Genomic DNA, 21,529 nt, shown 5'->3' on the forward strand with positions numbered 1-21,529 from the left:
TTGGTCTCTATTTTAAAAGTAAACTCAGTGTATTTATTCGCCCATTATTCCAATCAAAATGCACTAAACGCCCTGTTTTATCGAAAAAATACCATTGATTAAATTCACTTCGATATTGTGGCTCTAAGTTTGTTTGCCATTTAAGCTCGAAGGTACAGTGATTTTGATTGCTATATAAACGAAATATCGTTAATTCATCTTTTTGCCAATAAATTAACGTGGCTGTTCTTTTTATTAAATTAAATGAATGTTGTTCTTCAATAGATTGTGTATTAGGTAGTTGTAATCGTTGCGTATAGTGTGAGTCTGCTGAGGTTAGCACGCATTTATCATGCTTTACGCCATAGTATGAGTTAGACATAACATCATATTTTAATCCCTCATTTAAATGATGAGGTAGGCTTTCTCGTTGAGTTAACCTACGTTCAGGTAAATCATATGACCAGCGTTCTTGGGGATCACTATTAATGAGCCAATATTCAGTATCATTGTGGCGAAGGATCTCGATAACATCGCCATTCAAGGCATCTACATTCCAAACGATTTTAAAGTCATTTTTAGTATCAACAACTTGTACTGTATTGTTACTGGCAATAGTCCAAAAAACACCATCAAAAACACGAGTAAAAACAGTGCATTTTAGAGTGCCAAGCTCTTGAATAGAGTGCGTTGTGATTGCTAATGAATTAATTTGGAAATAATCGCCTCTTGGCGCTAATAATAAAGCACTTTGGTGATTTTCTGCGATAACAATATGATAAGTTGGCGTTAAATCATGCCAAAGTTTTTTCCCAGCTGCATCAGTTAATAACACTCCAGATCCACCCAAAGCGATAAGATATCGGTGATCATTTAAGGCAACGACATCATAAATAGCGTAAAGCCCTTGTTCTGGAATAGTCGCTGAAATAAAGTGATTTTGTGCATCTAAGGAATAACGTTTAGCCTCAGGAATATCACTATAAGGCATATCTGTTTTTAATAGTTTATTGGTACTTTTATGAATGAGTTGGCTAATTTCTTTTCTTTCTAGCACAGAATTCGCACTATATTGATCAACAATAATGGGTCGAATAAGTTGGTTAATTAGTTGTTCTGTTAATTTAGTCTGCTTAGGCAGTGCTAATAGCTCTCTGACTAAAATGGCGCGTTGAATAGTTGCAAGTGGATCGTTACATACTTTTTTAATATCATCTTGATATAAATGAAAAGTATCAGGTAATAGAAATGCTGATTTTACAAGACTGCGTAGGCTTAATTCTCCACCAGCTTGATAGGCTATTTCTAACCAATGCTTGGCTTTATTACGGCTGATTTCATTGTTTAATTGCCAGATAATATCGATAGCTTGTAAATAATCTTCACAGTCAACCAGATATTCAGCCCACTCTTCACGCATTTTATCTGCAATATCAGGATGTTTTTCTTGTAACTGTAATACGACGTAGGAAAAAGCATTGTGTAGGCGAGCATAAATAACAGCAGAATCAATATCGCCCGCTAAGCAATATAAACGAATAATACGATCAGGTCGCATTCCCCACATCCGTGCCAGTTCCGCCGCGTGTTGATAGCGTTGAAAGCTTTCTAAATAACTCAGAGCTTCTTCTTTTTCTTGTAACAATTCAGCGAGAACAAACAGCGCTTCTTCATTACAGCCAGCTTTATCCAGCTTTATAAACTGTTGACGATAAAGTTGTTTTAAATAATTTTGCAGTTCATCCCCAAGATAAAGACTTTTATACCCTTGTTGATCGGCTGATATCTCTAGTTTATTTCGCCCTTTTAATCTCCCTAAATAAGGTGAAGGCGTTGTTTCTTGGTTTTCTTGATATTGACTAAGCGGAATACCATGACGCAATGCTTGATCGACATTACCGTCTTCAAACATTTTCATCATTTTATTAATATAATCCGCTTGTTGCTTACTCATCATAGAGGCTAATCCACTTTTAATTGAAAGCTTATTTAGCCAACGTTGCCACGGTGATAATTGAGATATCGCTTTAGATGAAGAATGCATTGCATTACGATTTTGAGGCGCCAGAAATTTATTAATGATTTTCTGAGTCAGTGATAATGATGCTTTTGCATGAGGTGCTTGTGTTTGAGATGACGACGAAGCGTTTTCAAATACAGTTTTTATAAATTGCTTTTGTTGATCTGCCGCCGGTGGAATATAGTCACCAATAATTGTTCTAATATTTTTCTCTTCTGACAATGCTTGAGGTTTTATCTCATATAGACTGGCGTAGTTATCAGTTTCTTCAAAATGAATCTCTTTAATATCAAGATAATCAGCAAGTGAGAGAGGTTCAGCTTGTGAAAATAGAAGCGTTGTTACAACACCACTACGCACTAAAGCAAGATCTGCATAAGGCAGTTTTTTTATCTCATCATTATCTAGAGGTGCTGTGCTATAAAGGCGACCGTAACGAATTAAAGGCCATCCTTCAATGGATGAGCAATCCACTGTTTTATTTTCAGTAAAACAGAGAACATCTCCTTGTTCGAATCGATAAATACGACAGTTAGCTTGCCAATGTTTTATTAAATAAGTCAGCCGTTGAGTTTCGTTAAACCAGTCATTCGGTAGCCATAAACCTTCAATTTGGCGATATCCCAATAACATTGGATGACGAATATAATCGTTATGCATTTTGGGTGTCACCTTCTTGTTCAATGGTATACAGATTTAGGCGTAATTGTTTTTGGTATACATCATAAACAACGACTTGAGCATGATCCGTTAATGCAGCAAATAGGCCTTGAGATGGGCTAAATGAGTAACGTGTAAACGGATTATCTGCACGATATAAGATTTCTATCTCACCTTTTGAATAACTGGCAATGTTTCGTTTGTTTGGGCTGATCATCAAAATATTTAAGGTGGTTAAATCTTTTTCTATAGAGCCATCGAGTGTTGGATAAAAAAGTCCTATTCCTTGCCATCCTTGAGGTAAGTCTATTTGATAGCCATAAACCTCATCAATTTCCATATTATAAACATGCCAACTTTGTCGATTAGTGCCTAGCGAAATAGCACAAGAGATTGATTTAGAACCATTGGTATATTTATGGTGATAAGCAAATAATACAGCTCTTTGATAGGAAATAAATTGAGTAAAATAGAGTCGGTGTTGGTATTTCTTATGAGAAAAGTTTGCACCCGTGACCATTTGGACTAATTCACTACTGTCATTGAGATAAATATACACAAGTAAGTTGTCTGCTATTTTCTCTATACCAAGGACTTTCTCTTCAACGATTTTAAAGCCGTTTTTTTCTTCATCATAAATATTGGATGAGAAAGCGACTAGCCGTCTTGCTCTATCATGAACAAATAAGCTGGAATATTCTTCCTTATTCGATAAATAAGCACTGGCAAGTGTATTACCCCGTCCAATACCTGCTGAAAACTCTTCATCCGAAGGTCGAGGTATATAAGAGAGTTTGGGTAATTGCCAAAAGTAGAGGCCATTGTTATTGGAAAGTAATGCGCCCACTTTTTTTCCGTGACACTGTAACGCTAAAATAGTATAACCATCAGGATACATTTGGTATACAAACGGTTTTTTAAGCGGATTGTTTTGATTCAATCTATTGAACGGTGGAATTTTAATAACCACTAACCCAGGTTTACCTAATAAAGTGACACCCACTGCGCTACCATGAAATGAGATAACAGGTGAAAACATCAGTGACATTTTGTGTTCATGTTGATGTGTATTTTGCACTGAAGGCGGTCTTAATTGCCCTTTTAATAATCGTGAACTTAGTGCTCTAGGTGGCGTTGGCAATACAATATGGCGCTGAAAATGCGGCGTGCGAATTTTGACATCAATCGTTTTATTGAAACAATCATCTGCCGTTAATTCGATATGATGGCTTGATGCAATCTGTTTCAATATAGGTTGTTTTAATATAGATTGTTGGTGAGCGCCTGTAACTAACCAAATCTCACCGTTTTGTACATCAACATCTTCTGCAATAACGTTTTGCCAATGCGCGATGTTTTCTTGTAAAACAGGTGAATAAGTCCGACGAGTCAATAATTCGTGTAGATCATTTATGGTATTTAACGGCATTAATGGAATGATTGATTGCAATGTTCCCCACATTAATGTGCAACCCGCTTTTTCTGCCCGTTGTGCCAATATAATAAGCATTGCAATATGCACTAGGCGACATTCACCCAGTTGCGAAATACCGGTATCAAAAAGCACAGTGATCTGATTTAAAGATTGTTGAGATTTATAGTTTGGTGCCAAAAAGAGATGTTCTGCATTAATGGCGCGTCTCATAAATTCATCAGGTACTTCATCAGCCATTAACCATTCACTAAGTAACAGGTTTTGATAATTACCTTTACGCTGTATTTGCCCTATACCATCTTGTTCAGGTAAGCCACCGAGCTGCTTTCCCTGTACAGGACCTAATAGACGACTTAGGCGTTGTAATAGGTCAGAGAATGCAGGAATTAATTCGGGATCTAACCAGCTAAGCCAAGTTTGCCAAGGTTGTAGCGCTTCGGGCAACGATGTAGGTTGTGTTGTGGGTAATGACATGATGATAAACCGATCCTTGTATCACATTATATTTCACTCAAAACACAATTGGGTGAGTGTATCCCGTAGCGTTGGTGTTAACGTCCACTGATTATCTAAAGGGATCACCGTTTGAGGTGATGGTAAGAGTAATAGTGGTTGGCGTTTAAACTGCTGGACTAAGGCTTGCTCCACCAGCCCATTAGGTAATAAAAGCTGTTGATGTATAGGGAGCCATAATTTTGCTGTTTCAGTAGATGGCGCAATCAGCGTTATATTTTCAGCCCAAGGTAAATCAGCCTGTTTCCCTAACACAATAAGTCGATATTGACTGGTGATCACTTTTAACCGTTGTTGCTGAACATCAGGCAAATGAATAATGCGTTCAATAAGCTGTTTAGCCGTTATACCTGTTGCAAACACCCCTTGTGGTTTAGGAGGCGTTGCATTAGGTTGCCAAGTCAGTGGAAATGTTAGGCTCATAATAAGTGACTAAACTGTATCGCTAATTGTGTACGTAATATGGCAAGCTCTTCACTTAACATCTCGGTTGAGAAGTTGGCATCTATTTCTCGTAACGTCAGTTCAATATCCGCTTTAGATACGGGCTCTGCATTGAGAACATCTGTTGCTCTTTCAATTAAACGGTTCATACGAGATTGAGGTTGTAATGTCGCCTCTTCTACGGAGCTAAATAGTCGAGAATTCATTGAAAGTGAGAGTTCTTGTCGTAAGATTTCACGTCCTTGTTGCTGGGCATCTTCAGTAGGCAGTACATACAGTAAAGGCCAGAGATCTTGCTCTGTCGCAGTCTCTCGATTATTGAGTACGGTTGCGGCAGCAATAAGACGCTGAACACGAACAATACGTCTATCTGAAAGCGTGATCCCTGCATTTCTTAATGAACGCACAGCATTAGCCAGCAATGGTCTAACTTGCGTTAAATCGACATTCTTAACCGCAAGGTGCAATTCATCTAATTGAGCAATATCGAGTTGAGCTGAAAGTTGAGTCAGGCTTGAAGCCCATCCGCCTTCGAGCATAGCTTCTAATTGGTGATCGGGTACTGAATCAATAAAAAGATGAATAAGAAAGCGATCTGAGAATGCGCCAAGGTTCGGATCATCAGGCAAACTATTAGCCGCACCAATACACACTTTTAATGGACTAATAATATCGGTATGACCACGCTTAAATCGACGCTCATTTAAAATGCCTAATAAGGTATTTAAAATTGCAGTCGAACCCAGAAAAACCTCATCAAGAAAAACAATATCCGCTTCAGGTAACATTCCTGTGATATCGGTTTCGACTTTACCTTCTTTTAGTTTTTTGAGATCAACAGCACCAAATAACTCTGAAGGTTCGGTAAAACGCCCCAAAAGGTATTCAAAATAACGTCCGCCCAATGTTTGAGAAACTCTACGGACAACGGCACTTTTCGCTGTACCTGGAGGGCCGATAACAAGTAAATGTTCATGAGCAACTGCGGCTAAAACAACCAGTTCAGCAAGTTGCTCACGTCCAATCATACCTTGCGTTGAGTGTTGTATTGCTTTGCGAATATTATCGATAATTCCATTTATATTTGATGTCATATGTTTACGCACAAATTAAGAGTTTAACGGCGAGATACCTGCATTATGTAAGTTTTTATTTTCTGACTCAACTTCTCAATCAATGGAAAGTATTAATTTTATTAACACTCTTTTCTTCTTTCTGTTGCAATATCAAATGCCAAACTTCTTAAATTAGGTGAATGATTAATTAATGCGCGATGCGTTGAGGCTTGGCTAATAAAGGCAAAGCTCTCTCCCCAAGGATGTTGATAGCGATCACGTACAATAGGCGCTCGCCAATATTGTAATAACCCCTCTAAAGGAAGGTGGTCGTCACCGACTGTTAATGTTTGAGCCGCTAATTGCGGAAACTCACGTTTAATATCTTTGGCTTGTAAATACCAGCGATCTCGACCATAAATGGCGGCTTTTAACGTGATATTGTTATCGCTCAAATACCATACTTGTGGCACAGTTTGTTCATCTGCGTTAATTCCTGAAACCGCATCAGTAAAGCGTTTAGCACATTGTAGATTTTGTGCCAGCGCCTCTCTTACTCGCTGATTCTGTGCTGAACTGATTGATGTTTTATAAGGGCCTAAGCGATAGTGCTCCCAACATGCTTCATCATAGATATCAAAATCACTTAACGCTCTGCCGTAGCTATCGATTACCACAGGATCAGGTGGCAATAACTGGTATACAAAAGGACAACCGCAAACATCATCAGGAGAGAATCCATAAAGATAGCGACTTCCTGCGTAATAACCTGTCTCCATCATGGATAATGCTTGAAATGTACCGTGCCAAGGTGGACCAAAAGCGTACCATTTAGCTACTAATGCCCTGTTTTCTGGCGTGGTATGGCGTAACCAATAGCGTATTGCGAGATTAGATGCAGATTGTGCAATAAAAATAAAAGGCTGGTTCTCACCAAAAATAGTTTTCAGCCGATTAACTTCTCTATCAATAGCATCCACCAGCAATCGATGATCAGCTCGCCAGTCATGGGCAAGGAAAAACAGATCTTGCCCTTCGCGATAACCTAATGCTGTTTCAAGCACATCTTTAAGCTCTTGAGTGACAAGTGTGCTCACTAAATAAGGAACAATCGAAAATGCGTGCAATTGCTCGGTGGCTAATACGCGAGGTGAATACTGAGCGTTGGGATGTTCATATTCATAATCACTTTTTGTAAAAACACTACGATGATCACCCCAAATAAAGGCCTGCTTTTGTCTATCAAAAAGCTTAGTCCCTAAAATTCCCGGTAAATAAATAATAGGAAGATTCGGGACTTTATCATCAAGTTTCGCTTTACGAATTTGAGCCGCAATAAGCTGAGCACGTATTAATGACCATCCTCTATTAAGTGGCATATTTTTAGCGTCCTTTTAATGGAATAAGCGTGATCGGCACATTTTCGCTACCAAGATGCGTTTTTTCGGCTTCAGTAACAGGAAAATGAGCGCGATCGTAAACCTCAAACAGCTGGCAAGGTTCATTTTGGTGATGATAAAGACGAATACCCTCTGCTTTAGGGCTACTTTTCGACAACATAAAGCGATGACAACTATTGGTGCTTATTGGACCAACAGGCTCTCCCTGCCGAGTGATAAATTGATAATAAATCGGCGAGTCATTTTTTTGTTCAATATGACATGCCTGAACAGGACCGCGGAAAGGATGTGTAATACAGATAAAATCATCAGGGATATGTTCTGATAATTTGTCGGTGTTAGATCCAGCCCAAGGTAAAATAATGGAAGGCTGAAAATGACAGTGAGGACACTGCCCATTTTCTAAGTGAGATTGTGCAATTAACCCACTGCGTTTCACTAACAAGGTGTGACATTCTGGGCAATAAGAGTTTGCGCTGTCTGTATCAAACACATTCCCCACATAAACATAGCGCATACCTTCATTTAAGGCTTGCTGACGAGCTTGTTCAAGAAAAGGAATCGATGTGCGTTCAACGTGGCGATATTGGTAATCAGGATGGAAACGAACATAGTGCAATGGAATATCGGCATCAAGATACCTCAGCATCCAATCTGTGACTTTCTTCGCTTCTTCCAGAGAGTCATTACGCCCTGTCACACATAAGTTAGAGACTTCAAGGTGCGGGCTATTTGTGGATTTACGCGCATCATAAACTTGTTTAATACCATCAAGAACGGGCTGTAATCGCCCTCCTGTATGTTTACGATAAAAGCTATCTTGCATTGATTTTAATGAAATACTAAAGATATCCATCACACCTAGTAATTCATCAATACCTTTCTCGCTGATATAAAAGGCACTTTTATAGAGATTTTTTAAACCATGTTCACGGGCAAGCTTCGCCGTATCCATAACAAATTCATGCCAAACAATCGGATCGTTATAAGTCCACGACAAAACACGAATATTATGTTTTAACGCATAATTGACCACATCTTCAGGACTGTAGTAAGCCACATTACTATCTTGTACATAACGGGCTTGGCTCGTACTCCAGTTTTGGCAAAAATCACAACGTAACATACAGCCAATATTACCTAACGATAAAATACGTTCACCGGGTGCATAATGGTAAACCGCTTCGGTTTCTATCGACTCTTGTGTCATGGGGACAGATTTACCGTAGTTTAGCGTGACTAAACTGCCATTTTCATTGCGTCTTAACTTACAAGTCCCTGTACGACCTAAGTTAATTTTACATGCTCGCGGGCAAAGCTCACACTGAATGCGATCATTTGAAATAGGATGCCATAAGCGTGCAGGATGCCCTGTTTGTTGCCATTGCTTCATTCTTGCCATGAGTTATTCCTTTTTATCATTACAATGATGGTTATTTTCACAAAAAGGCAAAACGGTTTTTTGTCGGGTTCCTGTTTGCCAACATTCCAATACATGACGCAATTTCCAGTAAAAAGGATTTCCTTTTGCTGGCGTGTTAATTAAATAGTGACATTCGCCTTGCGGAGTTAAATGGGCGATCAATTTAAAACCGGGACCAAAGGTATAAGGCTTGGTTTTAATGGTGTCGCTATTCCCTATCTGGGATTGCGTTAAGAAATCAGCATTCTGCCTTGTGGCATGAATGGTTTCTCGATTACCGCCTTGATAAGGGTAACGACCCGTTAATAGACGATTAAGCCACAATGGTTTTTTGATACTATGCTGAAATTCAACGTAAGGACGTTCCATTTTCTGACTGGCAATTAATGCACTGGCATAGGTTTCACGAATTAATGTAGAAAGCGCCTCTTGTTCAAACTGCCAATCTTGAAGATGGTATTGCAGAATATTGAGAATACTCCAGCGACAACTTGGCCAGAAGTCTGTATATAGTGCGCGTGATCCTCTCTTTAGCACCTTTCCTAAGACTCTATCTGTAAGATGCTGTATCCATACATCAAAAAGCCGTGATGCGTTGAGTTGTTGAGTAACGCAATCCCACTGAGACAGCATTTTATCTTCAGGTATATAAGGTAATAAAAAAGCGAGCGCTTTTTGGGCGAACAGATCTTTTTTATCATCTTGCATCTGACGAAAGGTTTCAAAAGTATGCTGTTGAGTTTGCTGAATAAGTTGCTCAATACGTAAAGCCCTTGTCGGTGGATGCCAACGATTAGATAACGCCGGTTTTCCATCAAAGAGTGACGTACTATATTGATTAGCGTAAAGGACATACCCGCGTTCAGGATTGTATTCGGCGGGCAAATCATCGAAAGGAACATAACCTTGCCACTGATGTAATGGCTCCGTCAAACTGAGCACTAAACTGCCTAATTCGCTATGGCGCTTAGGAATATATCCCATACTTTGTAAGCCAATATCACCGTGGATATCGGCATATCCCACCATCATAGGGGAGTTTTTTACATGTCTTAAAGCTTCTCTAAATGATGTCCAGTTATGGCATTTTGCAAGCTGATAAAAAGTAATATCGCCACTTGGATTATCTAATGCAGGCCAGCGTAAAAATAAACCATAGCCCGCTTTTTCAGACATTAATCGACCTTGTGAATAATCATAAGTCACAAAAGTATGTTGACGTTTTGAGGTTAAGCCAATGGTGTGAGTTCTTTTTGTTAATGGCTCCCATCCCTGTATGGTTTCGACCTTCTCATTTTCTAAATCAATGCGTCCCCAAAATAAATCTTGGTTATCCGCCATAATGCCGACCATTCCCCACGCGGCATGAGTATTGCGTCCCACAATAATGCCCGGCGAACCCGGAAAATGTGAACCCATCACACTTAAGCCTTCTTTACTCTCTAAACGGCATAATAGATTAAAACTTGGGTTAACATGCCCCATATGGGGATCGGCAGCCAACATTGGTTTGCCAGACTCGGTAAGCGAACCATTGACGGCAATTACGTTAGAACCAGTATCTGGTGATGCTAAACCTAAATGTTGTAAGCCTTTTAATCCCTCTTTAAACGCAGCAATCACTTCAGGATAATATTCACTCTGTTCATCTAAAGGAAATGGCGGGATTTGCTCTCCTTCAAGGCTAAAGGTAGATAAAAGTTGCTGATGTTGAGATGGCGTCAGTCGATTAGCTAAACGAGTGTGAAATAATTCATATTGCCAAGCTGAATTAATAAAATATTTCAGTTGCCCTAACAGATAGCTATCTGTTGTGGTAAATAATTCGGGCTTGTAGCGTAGTAATAAACACTCTATTGGGCGAATTTTTAGATCTTTTATAGCTTGGTTTATGCCTGCAATATACGCGGTAATATGTTGAAATTGAGTCGCTTGCCAGCTATCGGGTGGCGCATTTTTATCATCAAGTTCTGCTATTTTGGCAAGTTCAACCAAGCCTAATCGACGTTGGAAAATATCTGTTCTAAGCGCACCGTTTCCCATCACTTCACTTAAACGACCGCTAGCGACTCGACGTGATAAATCAAGTTGCCACAAACGTAAATAGGCTGCGCCATAACCTTGCCCATAAAAAACCGCATTATCTGTATCACCTTTGATACTCAGCAGTTGCTCTGTTTCTAGTGACAATGTCACGTTACCCCATTGCGAAGTGAGCGTCCTTGGCTTCATTTGGACTCCTTATTCATCAATGTGTATTGGTTAGCAATACTTTGGGCATAATCCTTAAAGTCATTTAATGGTTCACCCGCTGTCCATCCTAATAGCTGTTCTGCTTTAGAAGATGAATAGGTATAGGTGCTTCCATCCATAATACGTAGTGCTTCACAGGAAAGTGGCATGGAAAAACCAAGCAAGGCGAGCTTATCCATCAACCATGCTAAAGGTCGTAAACTACTGCGATTTTTTATCGGTAATGGCGCGGTTTTTTGTATTTCGCTAAGTAGTGTGAAAATTTCAGGCATAGAGAAAACATCACCAGTAAACAGCACTGTTTCTTGAGGTTTATCTAAGGCAAGTAAGCGTAATAAGCCATCACATAATTTATCTACATGGCAGAGTTGAAAAGTACTGTTTGTACTAACTTGAAACGGAATTTTTTTATTGAAAAAAGCAGATAACGTCTGTGCTAAAACGCTATTGTCACCTTGACCAAATACACCGCCACAAATTGCGATTTTAATCGGCATTCCTTGTTGCTGGTGGCGTTCAACTAATACATGGGCAACTTGCTTTGTTTCTTCATAATAACTACGAAAATAGCCATTATGACGATGAGTTTCATCAAGCAATACCCCTTGAGTTTCGCCTAATGCAGCGGTGGTACTGGTATATAAAATCTGAGAAATTTGCGCTCTTTTGGCTTCATTAAGCAAATTCAATGTGCCAGTGACATTGGTTTGATACATCTTTTGATGTTCAGAACGACTAGGTGCAATTCCTACGCGATAATCAGCAGCTAAATGAATAATAATATCTTGCCCAATAAGTGCATCGCGATATGTATCAGGTTGGAGTAAATCTCCTTTTATCACGTTTACATCCGCTGGCAATATAGGGCGATCAGGGTGAATTTTATGGGGATCACGACACAATACCGTTAATTCATCACCAAGCTCTGCAAGCTTAGGTAATAAATAAGAGCCTATAAATCCATTTGCACCAGTGATAAATATTTTCCGTCTATTCAATGTGATTACCCTTCCTGATTAATAAAAAACACCAGTGTGGCTAACATAAAAAAGCCATCATGCGTTGCGGTCATCGGGCGAGAATGCATCGAGCCAATTGGACAATAGCGAGTGAAGCTATATTGTTGTGGTGAAATTGACGAAAGTGAGCCGTGATAACCCAATGTTTGTAAGCGTGCAAACCACTGTTTTTGAGCTAGCTGCAAATGATGCGCTACGGGACCGACAATCAATTGAAAACCAAAATTAAGCCAATATTGAGGTGCAAATTGAGTGTGGTAAGTGATCCCCCAGCCTGAATTTGCATTGTAAAGTGTGGGTTTTTCATTATTGAGTAAGTCACGAGACAATGAATATTCGTGCGCTTGCGCCATTTGTTGAAGCTTTACTGTTTCTGGCAATGGGGATAATGAAGGTAATGCAATAGAAAGTTGCTGATAAAGCTGTTGAGCGCAGTTTTCATTCTCTAATAAGATAAAACGCGGTGAGCTACAAACTTGCTGTCTAAATAAACAAACGTCTTTTAAAATAAGGGAAATATCAGGTAATGAATGACCTAAAATAGCCATTGCACTTATTTTTGGCCCTAGCTCAATTAGTTTAATCTGTGCTGGTGCCACTTTGCGATAATGCTGAATAAGCGCATCACCCCCCGCCAATAAAATAGCTTCAACCCCGTTAAGAACAAGCTCATCATTTTGATTTTCACTTGACCAATCAAGAATTTCACACTCATTTTCATTTAGACCTAAATAAGCACGTAAAAGATAAAGCCATTGTGTTGATAATCGCGCTTTTATTCGGATAGGACTACCAATTAAATAGCCCGCAAGTAGTGCTTCTAATGTACCTAGGGGATCTTTTTCTGATACCACAATTAATAGTTTATTCGGCGCTCGCCAGCTTTTGCCCCCCAATTCATTAGCCACTTTTTGCGCTAATATGTCGCTATAAGCCCACTGTGTTAAACGGTTAAGGCAGAATGCTTGCGTCAAGGGATCATCAGAGAATAGCCAATTCTCATTAAGGCAGTGTATTAAACACTGTTTAATGTTTGCTAAACGAACGTGTATTGCTTCTGTCATTTTACCTGTGCCGCACAAGTGCCCTCTGGTGAAGTCGCTCTGCCGATATAGTGAATATAGGGTAATGGATGACCACAAGCGCATTGTGTGCCCCATAAACCTAAGTCTTGGGTTAATAGGCGCTGAGAAGCTAATGAATCAAAAAAAGGATTTTCAAGTTGGATAAAGCCTACTTTCCTTTCTGGTGCTCGATCACCTGTTTCATCAATAATGGCAAAACGAGAGTAAGCAGGAACGTGGAAATGACCTTCACTGCAACTAATGTAGTGTAAAGGATGCTCTGTCATGCCATAAATATCACGAATATCAACATTGGGAGCATGTAAGGTTTCTTTCAATCCTTGAATAATATCTGGGCGTTCTAGCTGTTTTGTCATCCCTTTCCATCCCCCGCCTGTTAGCCCTTTAATCGGCGATAATAGAGTGAATGTATCAGGGCGACTTAAGCATAAATGTTCAAAGAAAAGGGTTAGCCCAAGAATATAGATAGGCGCTGGATCATTCGCCCAACGTTGTAATGTTGACCATGCTAGTTTTGTATCAAATTGACCGTGTTCTGACACAGTGAAAACCAGCTCTTTAATGGGAGCACATTGGGTAAATTTTAAGAAAGCTGTCGCAAAACCAGCATGATCGCCAGATTGAGGATCAGGAGACAACATGAGAAAACGAGCGGGAGTGGTTGATATTAAACCGTTGTGATAGAAAATCTGCGTCATTGCAGTTTCAATGCGCTTTAGGCTAACATCATCAAAGAAAACTTGTGTCTTTCCTTGTTGCCCTGTTCCTGAACTGTTTAGCCAGATACCGTTACGATGTGTGGGAGTGGCTAAATCCATAGTTTTAAATAAATTAACTGGAATAACTGGCTGAGGCATTTTTTGCCATAATGATTGATAGTTAGCATTATTTTGGCGATGCCAGTTATCAGCTTCATTCATAGATGCAGTAAAAAGCGCATCATCAAAACTATCAACAGCATAAGGTTGAGCGAGATTAACTAAATTATCCATCTGATGATGCTGTTCTTCTGACATGTTGTATCCTTACATTGATAAGGGCTATATCAACATAGTCATCAATTATTCTTACTTATTGAATGTAATTATTCTTAAAACAGGAAGGATGTGATTAGATTTCACCATTCTTATGTTTTATATCACATTGTTTTATCTAGATTGAATAATCGCAATCTGACAAAAAGGTGTTTCTGCTTAAAAATAAAGAAAACACCTTAAAAATAAAGGTGTTCTCTTTGATGATTATTATGTGTAGTTCACTATTTTGCGTGAACGTAGTAGAGCTTATCCATTAACTTTTTACGAACGTCATTTGCAATAAAACTGGCATTAAGAGCATCAATATTACATTGCTGAAAGTCTTTTTCGCTCCAACCAAAAATATCATGTAATAACTGATACTCTTTATTTAACGAAGTATTGGCAACTGTTCGCGCATCAGTATTAATATTTAATTTAACGCCCTGCTTTTTTAGCTGATTAACGGGATGTCGATCTATTTGCTCATAGATATTGCAGATAATATTACAACTTGGGCAAACCTCTAATAATATATTTTGAGATTTAAGCCTGTTAATGACTTCATTATCTTCAATACTTCTTACACCATGACCAATTCGAGTAACATGCAGTTTATCCAATGTTTCAGTAACGCTTTCAGCGCCTTTCGCTTCCCCTGCATGAGCAATTAAATTCCCTCCTGATTTTTTAACATAATCAAAAGCAGCAATATGATTATCTAAAGAAAAACGCGCTTCATCAGCCGCTAAATCAAGTGCGACAACACCTTTATTAAGGTATTCGACAACTAACTTGGCGGTTTGCAGACTCTCGAACGCACTAAAATGACGCAATGTGCATAAGATCAATCCCGCTTTAATATCGTATTTTTGAGATGCTTTATTCATTGCTGAAATAACAACTTCAACAACGTCTTTATCTGTTAAACCCTGTTTTGTGTGTAATAACGGGGCAAAACGGATTTCAGCATAAATAACATTGTCTGCTTTCAACTGATAAAACAGATCGTCAACAGCCAGTGTAATTGCTGATTTAGTCTGCAAAATATCAATTTGAGGCGTGACTTTACTTAAAAAATCGCCCAAATCAAAACAGGGTTTATGAGCAACAAATTGCTGATTAAATTTATCAAAGCTTATTGTTGGATCTAGCTGTTTAATATAAAAATAGCTTAAACAGGTGTCTAAATGCACATGAAGCTCAACTTTAGGTAATAAACTGGGATTGAATGTCATTAATATAGTCTCTAAATATTAGGAATATCATGATAGTAATAATCTCCACCAGCCTAAAAAAGGACATATGTCCTTTTTTGAAAAGTATGCTATTTTCGATAATAAATTGAAGCTTGATCGTGAAAGGAAAATAAAAGTGAAAATAGTTAATGATGAAAAAAAACGTAACGCTTTTATTTTAATGCATCAACTTGATACTTATTTATCTGATGCGTTGTTGTCTTCTATGCGATTAATGGAAGTGAAAACGGGGGAATATTTAATAACGCAAAATAGCCAAGCAACACATTTATACTGTCTAGTGGAAGGCAAATTACAGATTGAACGTTATGAAATAAACGGTGAGCATGTGGTTTTTTCTTTTGAGCAAGCTTTCTGTGTTATTGGTGATTTAGAACTGTTTTCAGATAAAGATGAAATGGTGTTTAGCACTGTACAAGCCTTAGTTCCTTCCTATTTATTAGCGTTACCTCTTTCCATTGTCAGACAAAAAGCATTGCAAGATGCTAATTTTCTCACCTTTATTTGCCAGCAGTTAAGCCAAAAACTTTATCAATCTTCATTAAGACACTCTCAATCACCCTATTCTTCAGAATTCAAATTGCGCCGATATTTATTTTTTAAAGCACGACAAGAAGGACTCTCTTTTCAATTAGAAAAAAGAGACTCATTAGCGGCAATGCTTGGGATCTCAACCAGACAATTAAACCGCGCTTTAGCGCATCTAGTCAGTATTAAGGCGATTAAATTAAAGAGTAAATCGATAACAGTGTTGGATTGTGAATGTTTGTCTCAACTTAATGGCTTGGCTCTATAAACATGTTATTGATAAACAATTTCAAGATCTAACGTGGCATTTGCTGTTCCGGGAAAAACGTCCTTCTCCATTTGCTTGTAATAACCCCTAAAATTCAAAGTCACTTCACCCTCATTTTTTGCGGCACTAACCACAGTATTACGTTTATTTAATTCTAATGTCGTCCAATTACTGCCATTAACGCTGTACTGTGTTTCAACGCCAACACCTTTGGCAGTATCAGATGATGTATTTAATGCCAGTACGGTGCTATTTCCTGAAAATGCACTGCCTTTAGGCGTTAAAATAACGGGCAAACCTTCAGGACAATCTAAGGTTATATGCCAATCTATTTTTTCGCTCGTTGAATGAATTTGTCCGCCAAAACCATTTTCACTAAGGGAGATATGCCCAAGGTTAACGTCTTTAATTTTAGATGACTCTAATATGCAGGTGCTCGCTAATAACCCGTATTACAGATTAATTTTCTTTAAATAAAGTAATAGTAAATAGAAATGGTATTATTCATTATGGCTAAAGAGTTAATGAACCTGTTGCAATCAAGCTTTAAACACGATGGTTATAATGGAATGATAAAACTTAAAAATGAGGATGGAGTATCATGAAAATACAATATAAAAAGATGGCCACTTATTTTTCATTTCTATTTATTGTTTTAGTATTGGGTACGTACTATTGGCTTAAATTACCCTATTCTTTTTCTTATCAGCGTCAACTTGCTACTGATTTTATTAATAATATCAATAATGAAGAATATGAGCAGGCATTTAGTCTGACACAACAAAATATGTATACAGGAAAAACATTAGAAGAGTTTAAAGCTAAAGTGATGAGAGAAATCCCTGCTTCTGGATATCAATTTGCTTATAGTTTTCCAAAACAAACAAATGGGAATCGTCTACGTCGCTGGTTTAATGGCACGGAAGTGGAAATGCAGGATGTGAACATCGAATTTAAAGGTCCTACTGATCTTCGGATCACGCTAAGGCATACTGACGATGACAAATGGGAAATCTTTTATATTACGAGCCATGCGGGATAACAACGCATCATCTCTATTTTATTCAGTTCATTTTATTGCCACTCTCACGGCTTTCTTGTACTCTGCATCGCTTCTTCTATTTCATTGTAGGTAAAAATAGTAATGACCGGACACGTTTCTAAAGATCCTTTGCATGGCGTTACTCTCGAAATGCAAGTAAATGCGCTGGTGGCTAAATATGGCTGGGCTAAATTAGGTCAACTTATCAAGATTAACTGCTTTAGAAGCGATCCTAGCGTGAAATCAAGTTTGAAATTTTTGCGCAGAACCCCTTGGGCACGCGCTGAAGTGGAAGCGCTCTATCTTGATTCTCTTGAAGCTGATATTGATGATGTGATTGAAGTTATCGACCACCCAGATTGTGATCCTTGGGCGAATAGCCGTAGAAAGTAATCATATTAGATTATTTTGTAGAAAGATTGATATGGGCTTTATATAACAAGATTGATGGTAAGTTATTTTATATAATTATAAAAATAGCGCTTCTTACTATGGCATTCTAATAAGAAGCGTTTTTGTTTTTATAAATTATACTCTTGTGAAAGAAGACCACGTTTTACCATATTCAATAAGTTCTGATGATTTAGAAACAACAGTTAAACAACTGCCTTCAGGGTGCCGTTTAAGTCGTGTTAAACCTGTATATATTAATGATAATGTTTTTTGTGTTAAATTATCATTATCTACAAATATGACTAAAGCTCTCGATTCCCATCCCTTAAAACTATGTAATGTGGTTGCTTTTATTCGAGCATCTCCCATATAAAAGCTCATTTTTTGGCGTTTTGATTCTTTATCATCAAGATCATAGGTATGAATAACTTTAATACCTTTATTTTTTAATTGTTGAACAACCTTTAAACCAAACTGTTTAGAAGTACATAAAAATGTGATATCTGCAATTGCAAGTGCTTTAGGTATACCTGTTGTTGATAGAGAAAGTAATTCAGAACAACAAATAGCATCTTCATTATTAGAATCCACATGAACCCACTTTAAATAACAAGGCTCAAGTTCCATACCAAATTGACTATTTTCAGGTAAAAGCGCTAATTCTTTTGGTAAAAAGCGATTAGCAAAATCTCTAGCTTTTTCTATTGTTAATAAAGGTAAACGATAACAAACATTAAGTTCAGCCCAAGCTCCGCTAAAACCAGCGCCTTTCATTGCCTCATCAGTCCAAGATTTTGCAGTATCATAAATATCTTGAGTTATATCAGCGACTAAAAGCATTTCACCCATAGGTTTACAGACTTTGCGTAATACTGACCACCAATTAGGTAAGAAATCCTGTCCTTCATCAACTAACACGGCATCATATTTTATATACTCATTATTTTCTTTATCTAATATAGTATTAACTAAAGTAGGTAATGAGTATTTAAAAAATTCGTCAGTATTATTTTTACATAACCCTTCATATTCTTGTGTATAGCCTAAATTATTACATATGCATTTACACCAATGATGAAAATTAAGCCAAGTAATATCAGAATTTATTTTCTTTCTCGACTTTAAATGTCTAACTGTAATATCCTGTAAATAGTGCATCAAGGTAATATTATATGTAATAACTAAGACTTTTTTATTCTCACTTAATAACTCCGCTGCTCTTGCTGCGAGTACTAATGATTTTCCTGAACCTGCAGCACCACGTATTCTGCGATAACCTGATACTGTTCTTGTTGTAGCTAAATTTTGTTGTATTTTATCTAATATGATTGGTTTTCTTTGTGTTTCTGAAAAATCAGGTTCAATTAGCCAATTCTTAATATCTTTATAAGTATCGACATTCATTAGTTTTGAATATCTTCTATTTACCTCTGGAAAAACAGTATAAATATCACCATTTTTTAGTGCATTCATACCAGAAATTGGACTATAGCTAGGAAACTCTTCCATTCCTCTAAATCTAAGATTTTGTTTAAATAAATTTTTTACATATTTATCATCTGCAAATGGGAATATGACTCCTGCTGTAATAACAGCAAATCCAGCATTTTTTTCTAAACGTGGGCAATAAAGATTAAATAATTCTTGTTTATAGTTATAAACTTGCTCTATTGGATTTTCTTTTTGCCTGGAAAATTTCACACCGTCTTTCTTCGCCCATAATACAGGTATGCAATTTTCTTTTTCTTCAATGAAATAATCCATTGCAGTGAAATTCCAATCTTTCACTTCAAATACGGCGATACCAATTTTAGGGTTAAGTAATACAAAATCAGGTCGCAATCCATTAAGGTGAGGTTGAATATAAATTTCCCATTCTAATGGTAAATATTTATTAAAAAATTCAAAAACTTTTTTTTCCCCTTGCGTTAATGGTTGTCGTAATTTATTGAATTCAGATATTGATGGTGAGATGAAACGTGACATTGAGTTCTCATTTTTTATATTAAATTAATGGAATATAATTAATTAAAAATAAGGTGATATCAATTAATGCTATCACCTTATTATCTTTAGAATTTTGGTAAACTATCCAAATTGTCACGTGTTGTACCATTTGGTTCGGTTGTAAGATAAACGCTATCTATAACACGAACTGTAGCACCATAACTCCAGTCACCATTTTTATCTTGAATAGCAGTTTGAAAAGAGGCTAAATTTTCATTGATAAGCTCAGCAATAAATTGTCTAGCATTGATTGTGGCATCAATATCTGCTTTGCCAGCTTGAATAGTTTTCACATAATCAATATGCTGATTCTCAGCATCCATTTTAATAGCAACAATATAAAAATCCGTCATCTCATTATCCTATATTTTCTTTTAACGGAAATAATTAATACACTTTAATAAAATTAAATCAACTGATTAAAAAGCAATGTATTTTGGTATTTCATTAAAAATAACAATAAGATTTAATAAGATAGGAATAATATGTATTTATGCAAGTATAATTACTTATATTCACAATATTGTGATCTAGATTAGTGTTATAATTTCACTCATCCCTAAACTCTTTTGGCGTCATACCAAATTCTTTTTTAAATATAGAGTAAAAGTATTGCAATGACGGATAGCCACACATCACTGATATTTCTTGGATTGCAAGTGTTGTGGTGGCTAATAAATTTTGAGCTCGTTTTAGTTTCTCTTCATAAATAACGGTATGAATTGTCTTACCAATCTCCTTTTTAAACCGTTGCTCTAAATTAGAACGCGACATATTAACTGCATCTAAAACTTGCTCTGTTTTTATCCCTTTACAGGCATTGTAATAAATATAATGCATAGCCTGCACAACGGTAGGATCGTTAAATGAGTGAAAATCGGTTGAGCGACGTTCGACTATTTTAACGGGTGGAACCAACACTCTTTGCTGTTTATTAGTTGGATGCCCTTCCAGCGTTTGATGTAATAGCTTGGCTGCTAAATACCCCATTTGTCGTGAACCTTGCACAACAGAAGATAATGCAATGCGAGATAAATAACGTGTCATATCTTCATCATCAATACCGATAATGCTTATTTCTTCAGGCACATTAATATTTAAATTATCGCAAACTTGCAGTAAATGACGTGCTCTTGCATCGGTGACTGCAATAATCCCAGTTTGTGGTGGTAAAGTTTGTATCCAATCGGATAAACGATTTTGCGCGTGTTGCCAATTCTCTTGCGTAATATCCATGCCGTTATAAACAATACCCGGATATTTTTCGCTGGTGACTAATTGTCGAAATGCGTGTTCTCGTTCATTAGACCAATGAGGATGATCTTTTGCTGGTAAGCCATAAAAAGCAAAATGTTTAAGCCCTTTCTGCTTTAAATGTAAAAAGGCTTGTTGAACTAATTCATAATTATCAGTAGCGATATAAGGAACGGGGGGATAATTTTCTTCTCGATGATAAGAGCCGCCGACACCAATAACGGTTAATGGTGATTGGCTTAAATGCTTAGCAATAATCGGATCATCAAAATCAGCAATAATACCATCACAAACCCAATGGTTTATATTATCAAGCCGAGTACGGAAATCTTCTTCAATAAATACATCCCAATGGCACTGTGATGCCTGAAGATACTCTCCAACACCCTCAACCACTTGTCGGTCATAGACTTTATTAGCGTTGAATAACAGCACAATACGAAAGTATTTATCTTTTTTCATTTTACTCTACCTAA

Annotated in this window: 18 protein-coding genes; 3 read left to right on the top strand and 15 right to left on the bottom strand. The window is 37.4% G+C overall.

Annotated features, from left to right (window positions below):
* Nucleotides 1–7: 7 nt before the first annotated feature.
* The 11 genes from EHE21_RS08895 to add form a co-directional block, all read right to left on the bottom strand.
* Nucleotides 8–2,659, bottom strand: coding sequence for a bpX6 domain-containing protein (locus tag EHE21_RS08895; RefSeq protein WP_194952446.1), 2,652 nt, complete (start codon nt 2,657–2,659; stop codon nt 8–10).
* Nucleotides 2,652–4,568 (bottom strand): hypothetical protein, encoded by a 1,917-nt coding sequence (locus EHE21_RS08900; protein ID WP_194952447.1) that lies wholly within the window; start codon nt 4,566–4,568, stop codon nt 2,652–2,654. Before EHE21_RS08900 ends, EHE21_RS08895 begins: the two co-directional genes overlap by 8 nt.
* Before the next feature lie 33 nt (nt 4,569–4,601).
* Nucleotides 4,602–5,030, bottom strand: coding sequence for a hypothetical protein (locus EHE21_RS08905; protein ID WP_194952448.1), 429 nt, complete (start codon nt 5,028–5,030; stop codon nt 4,602–4,604).
* Nucleotides 5,027–6,145, bottom strand: a complete 1,119-nt coding sequence (locus tag EHE21_RS08910) for an AAA family ATPase (protein WP_194952449.1) — start codon at nt 6,143–6,145, stop codon at nt 5,027–5,029. Before EHE21_RS08910 ends, EHE21_RS08905 begins: the two co-directional genes overlap by 4 nt.
* 101 nt (nt 6,146–6,246) lie before the next feature.
* Nucleotides 6,247–7,485, bottom strand: coding sequence for a lipase/acyltransferase domain-containing protein (locus EHE21_RS08915; RefSeq protein WP_194952450.1), 1,239 nt, complete (start codon nt 7,483–7,485; stop codon nt 6,247–6,249).
* Nucleotides 7,486–7,489: 4 nt separating this feature from the next.
* Nucleotides 7,490–8,908 (bottom strand): AmmeMemoRadiSam system radical SAM enzyme, encoded by a 1,419-nt coding sequence (amrS, locus tag EHE21_RS08920; RefSeq protein ID WP_194952451.1) that lies wholly within the window; start codon nt 8,906–8,908, stop codon nt 7,490–7,492.
* A gap of 3 nt (nt 8,909–8,911) precedes the next feature.
* Nucleotides 8,912–11,161: a penicillin acylase family protein gene (locus EHE21_RS08925; protein WP_194952452.1), complete on the bottom strand. Its 2,250-nt coding sequence runs from the start codon at nt 11,159–11,161 to the stop codon at nt 8,912–8,914.
* Nucleotides 11,158–12,180, bottom strand: a complete 1,023-nt coding sequence (locus EHE21_RS08930) for an NAD-dependent epimerase/dehydratase family protein (protein ID WP_228766757.1) — start codon at nt 12,178–12,180, stop codon at nt 11,158–11,160. Before EHE21_RS08930 ends, EHE21_RS08925 begins: the two co-directional genes overlap by 4 nt.
* A 5-nt stretch (nt 12,181–12,185) precedes the next feature.
* Nucleotides 12,186–13,265: an acyl-CoA reductase gene (locus EHE21_RS08935; RefSeq protein ID WP_194952453.1), complete on the bottom strand. Its 1,080-nt coding sequence runs from the start codon at nt 13,263–13,265 to the stop codon at nt 12,186–12,188.
* Complete coding sequence (locus EHE21_RS08940; protein WP_194952454.1) at nt 13,262–14,302, bottom strand: hypothetical protein; 1,041 nt, start codon at nt 14,300–14,302, stop codon at nt 13,262–13,264. Before EHE21_RS08940 ends, EHE21_RS08935 begins: the two co-directional genes overlap by 4 nt.
* A 242-nt stretch (nt 14,303–14,544) precedes the next feature.
* A complete protein-coding gene (add, locus tag EHE21_RS08945; RefSeq protein ID WP_194952455.1) occupies nt 14,545–15,540 on the bottom strand; it encodes an adenosine deaminase in 996 nt (331 codons plus the stop codon).
* A 136-nt stretch (nt 15,541–15,676) separates the two neighbouring features.
* Between add and EHE21_RS08950 the strand changes: the two genes are divergently transcribed.
* On the top strand, nt 15,677–16,357 hold the full coding sequence (locus EHE21_RS08950; protein ID WP_194952456.1) for a Crp/Fnr family transcriptional regulator: 681 nt from the start codon (nt 15,677–15,679) through the stop codon (nt 16,355–16,357).
* 5 nt (nt 16,358–16,362) lie between these two features.
* Here the strand turns inward: EHE21_RS08950 and EHE21_RS08955 are convergent, their stop codons facing one another.
* On the bottom strand, nt 16,363–16,785 hold the full coding sequence (locus EHE21_RS08955; RefSeq protein WP_194952607.1) for a fimbrial protein: 423 nt from the start codon (nt 16,783–16,785) through the stop codon (nt 16,363–16,365).
* A gap of 173 nt (nt 16,786–16,958) precedes the next feature.
* Here EHE21_RS08955 and EHE21_RS08960 point away from each other — a divergent pair, with 173 nt between their 5' ends.
* Both EHE21_RS08960 and EHE21_RS08965 read left to right on the top strand, forming a co-directional pair.
* Nucleotides 16,959–17,399 carry a hypothetical protein gene (locus EHE21_RS08960; RefSeq protein WP_194952457.1) on the top strand — a complete coding sequence of 147 codons (441 nt, stop codon included), beginning with the start codon at nt 16,959–16,961 and terminating at the stop codon, nt 17,397–17,399.
* 102 nt (nt 17,400–17,501) lie between these two features.
* Complete coding sequence (locus EHE21_RS08965) at nt 17,502–17,792, top strand: VF530 family DNA-binding protein (protein WP_165126643.1); 291 nt, start codon at nt 17,502–17,504, stop codon at nt 17,790–17,792.
* Between the two features lie 135 nt (nt 17,793–17,927).
* Here the strand turns inward: EHE21_RS08965 and EHE21_RS08970 are convergent, their stop codons facing one another.
* The 3 genes from EHE21_RS08970 to EHE21_RS08980 form a co-directional block, all read right to left on the bottom strand.
* Nucleotides 17,928–19,778, bottom strand: coding sequence for a nuclease-related domain-containing DEAD/DEAH box helicase (locus EHE21_RS08970; RefSeq protein WP_194952458.1), 1,851 nt, complete (start codon nt 19,776–19,778; stop codon nt 17,928–17,930).
* Between the two features lie 86 nt (nt 19,779–19,864).
* Nucleotides 19,865–20,152 (bottom strand): DUF3892 domain-containing protein, encoded by a 288-nt coding sequence (locus EHE21_RS08975; RefSeq protein WP_194952459.1) that lies wholly within the window; start codon nt 20,150–20,152, stop codon nt 19,865–19,867.
* A 196-nt stretch (nt 20,153–20,348) separates the two neighbouring features.
* Nucleotides 20,349–21,515, bottom strand: a complete 1,167-nt coding sequence (locus tag EHE21_RS08980) for a XylR family transcriptional regulator (RefSeq protein ID WP_194952460.1) — start codon at nt 21,513–21,515, stop codon at nt 20,349–20,351.
* Between the last annotated feature and the right edge of the window lie 14 nt (nt 21,516–21,529).

Source organism: Proteus sp. GOKU (assembly GCF_015475555.1).
GTDB lineage: Bacteria > Pseudomonadota > Gammaproteobacteria > Enterobacterales > Enterobacteriaceae > Proteus > Proteus mirabilis_B.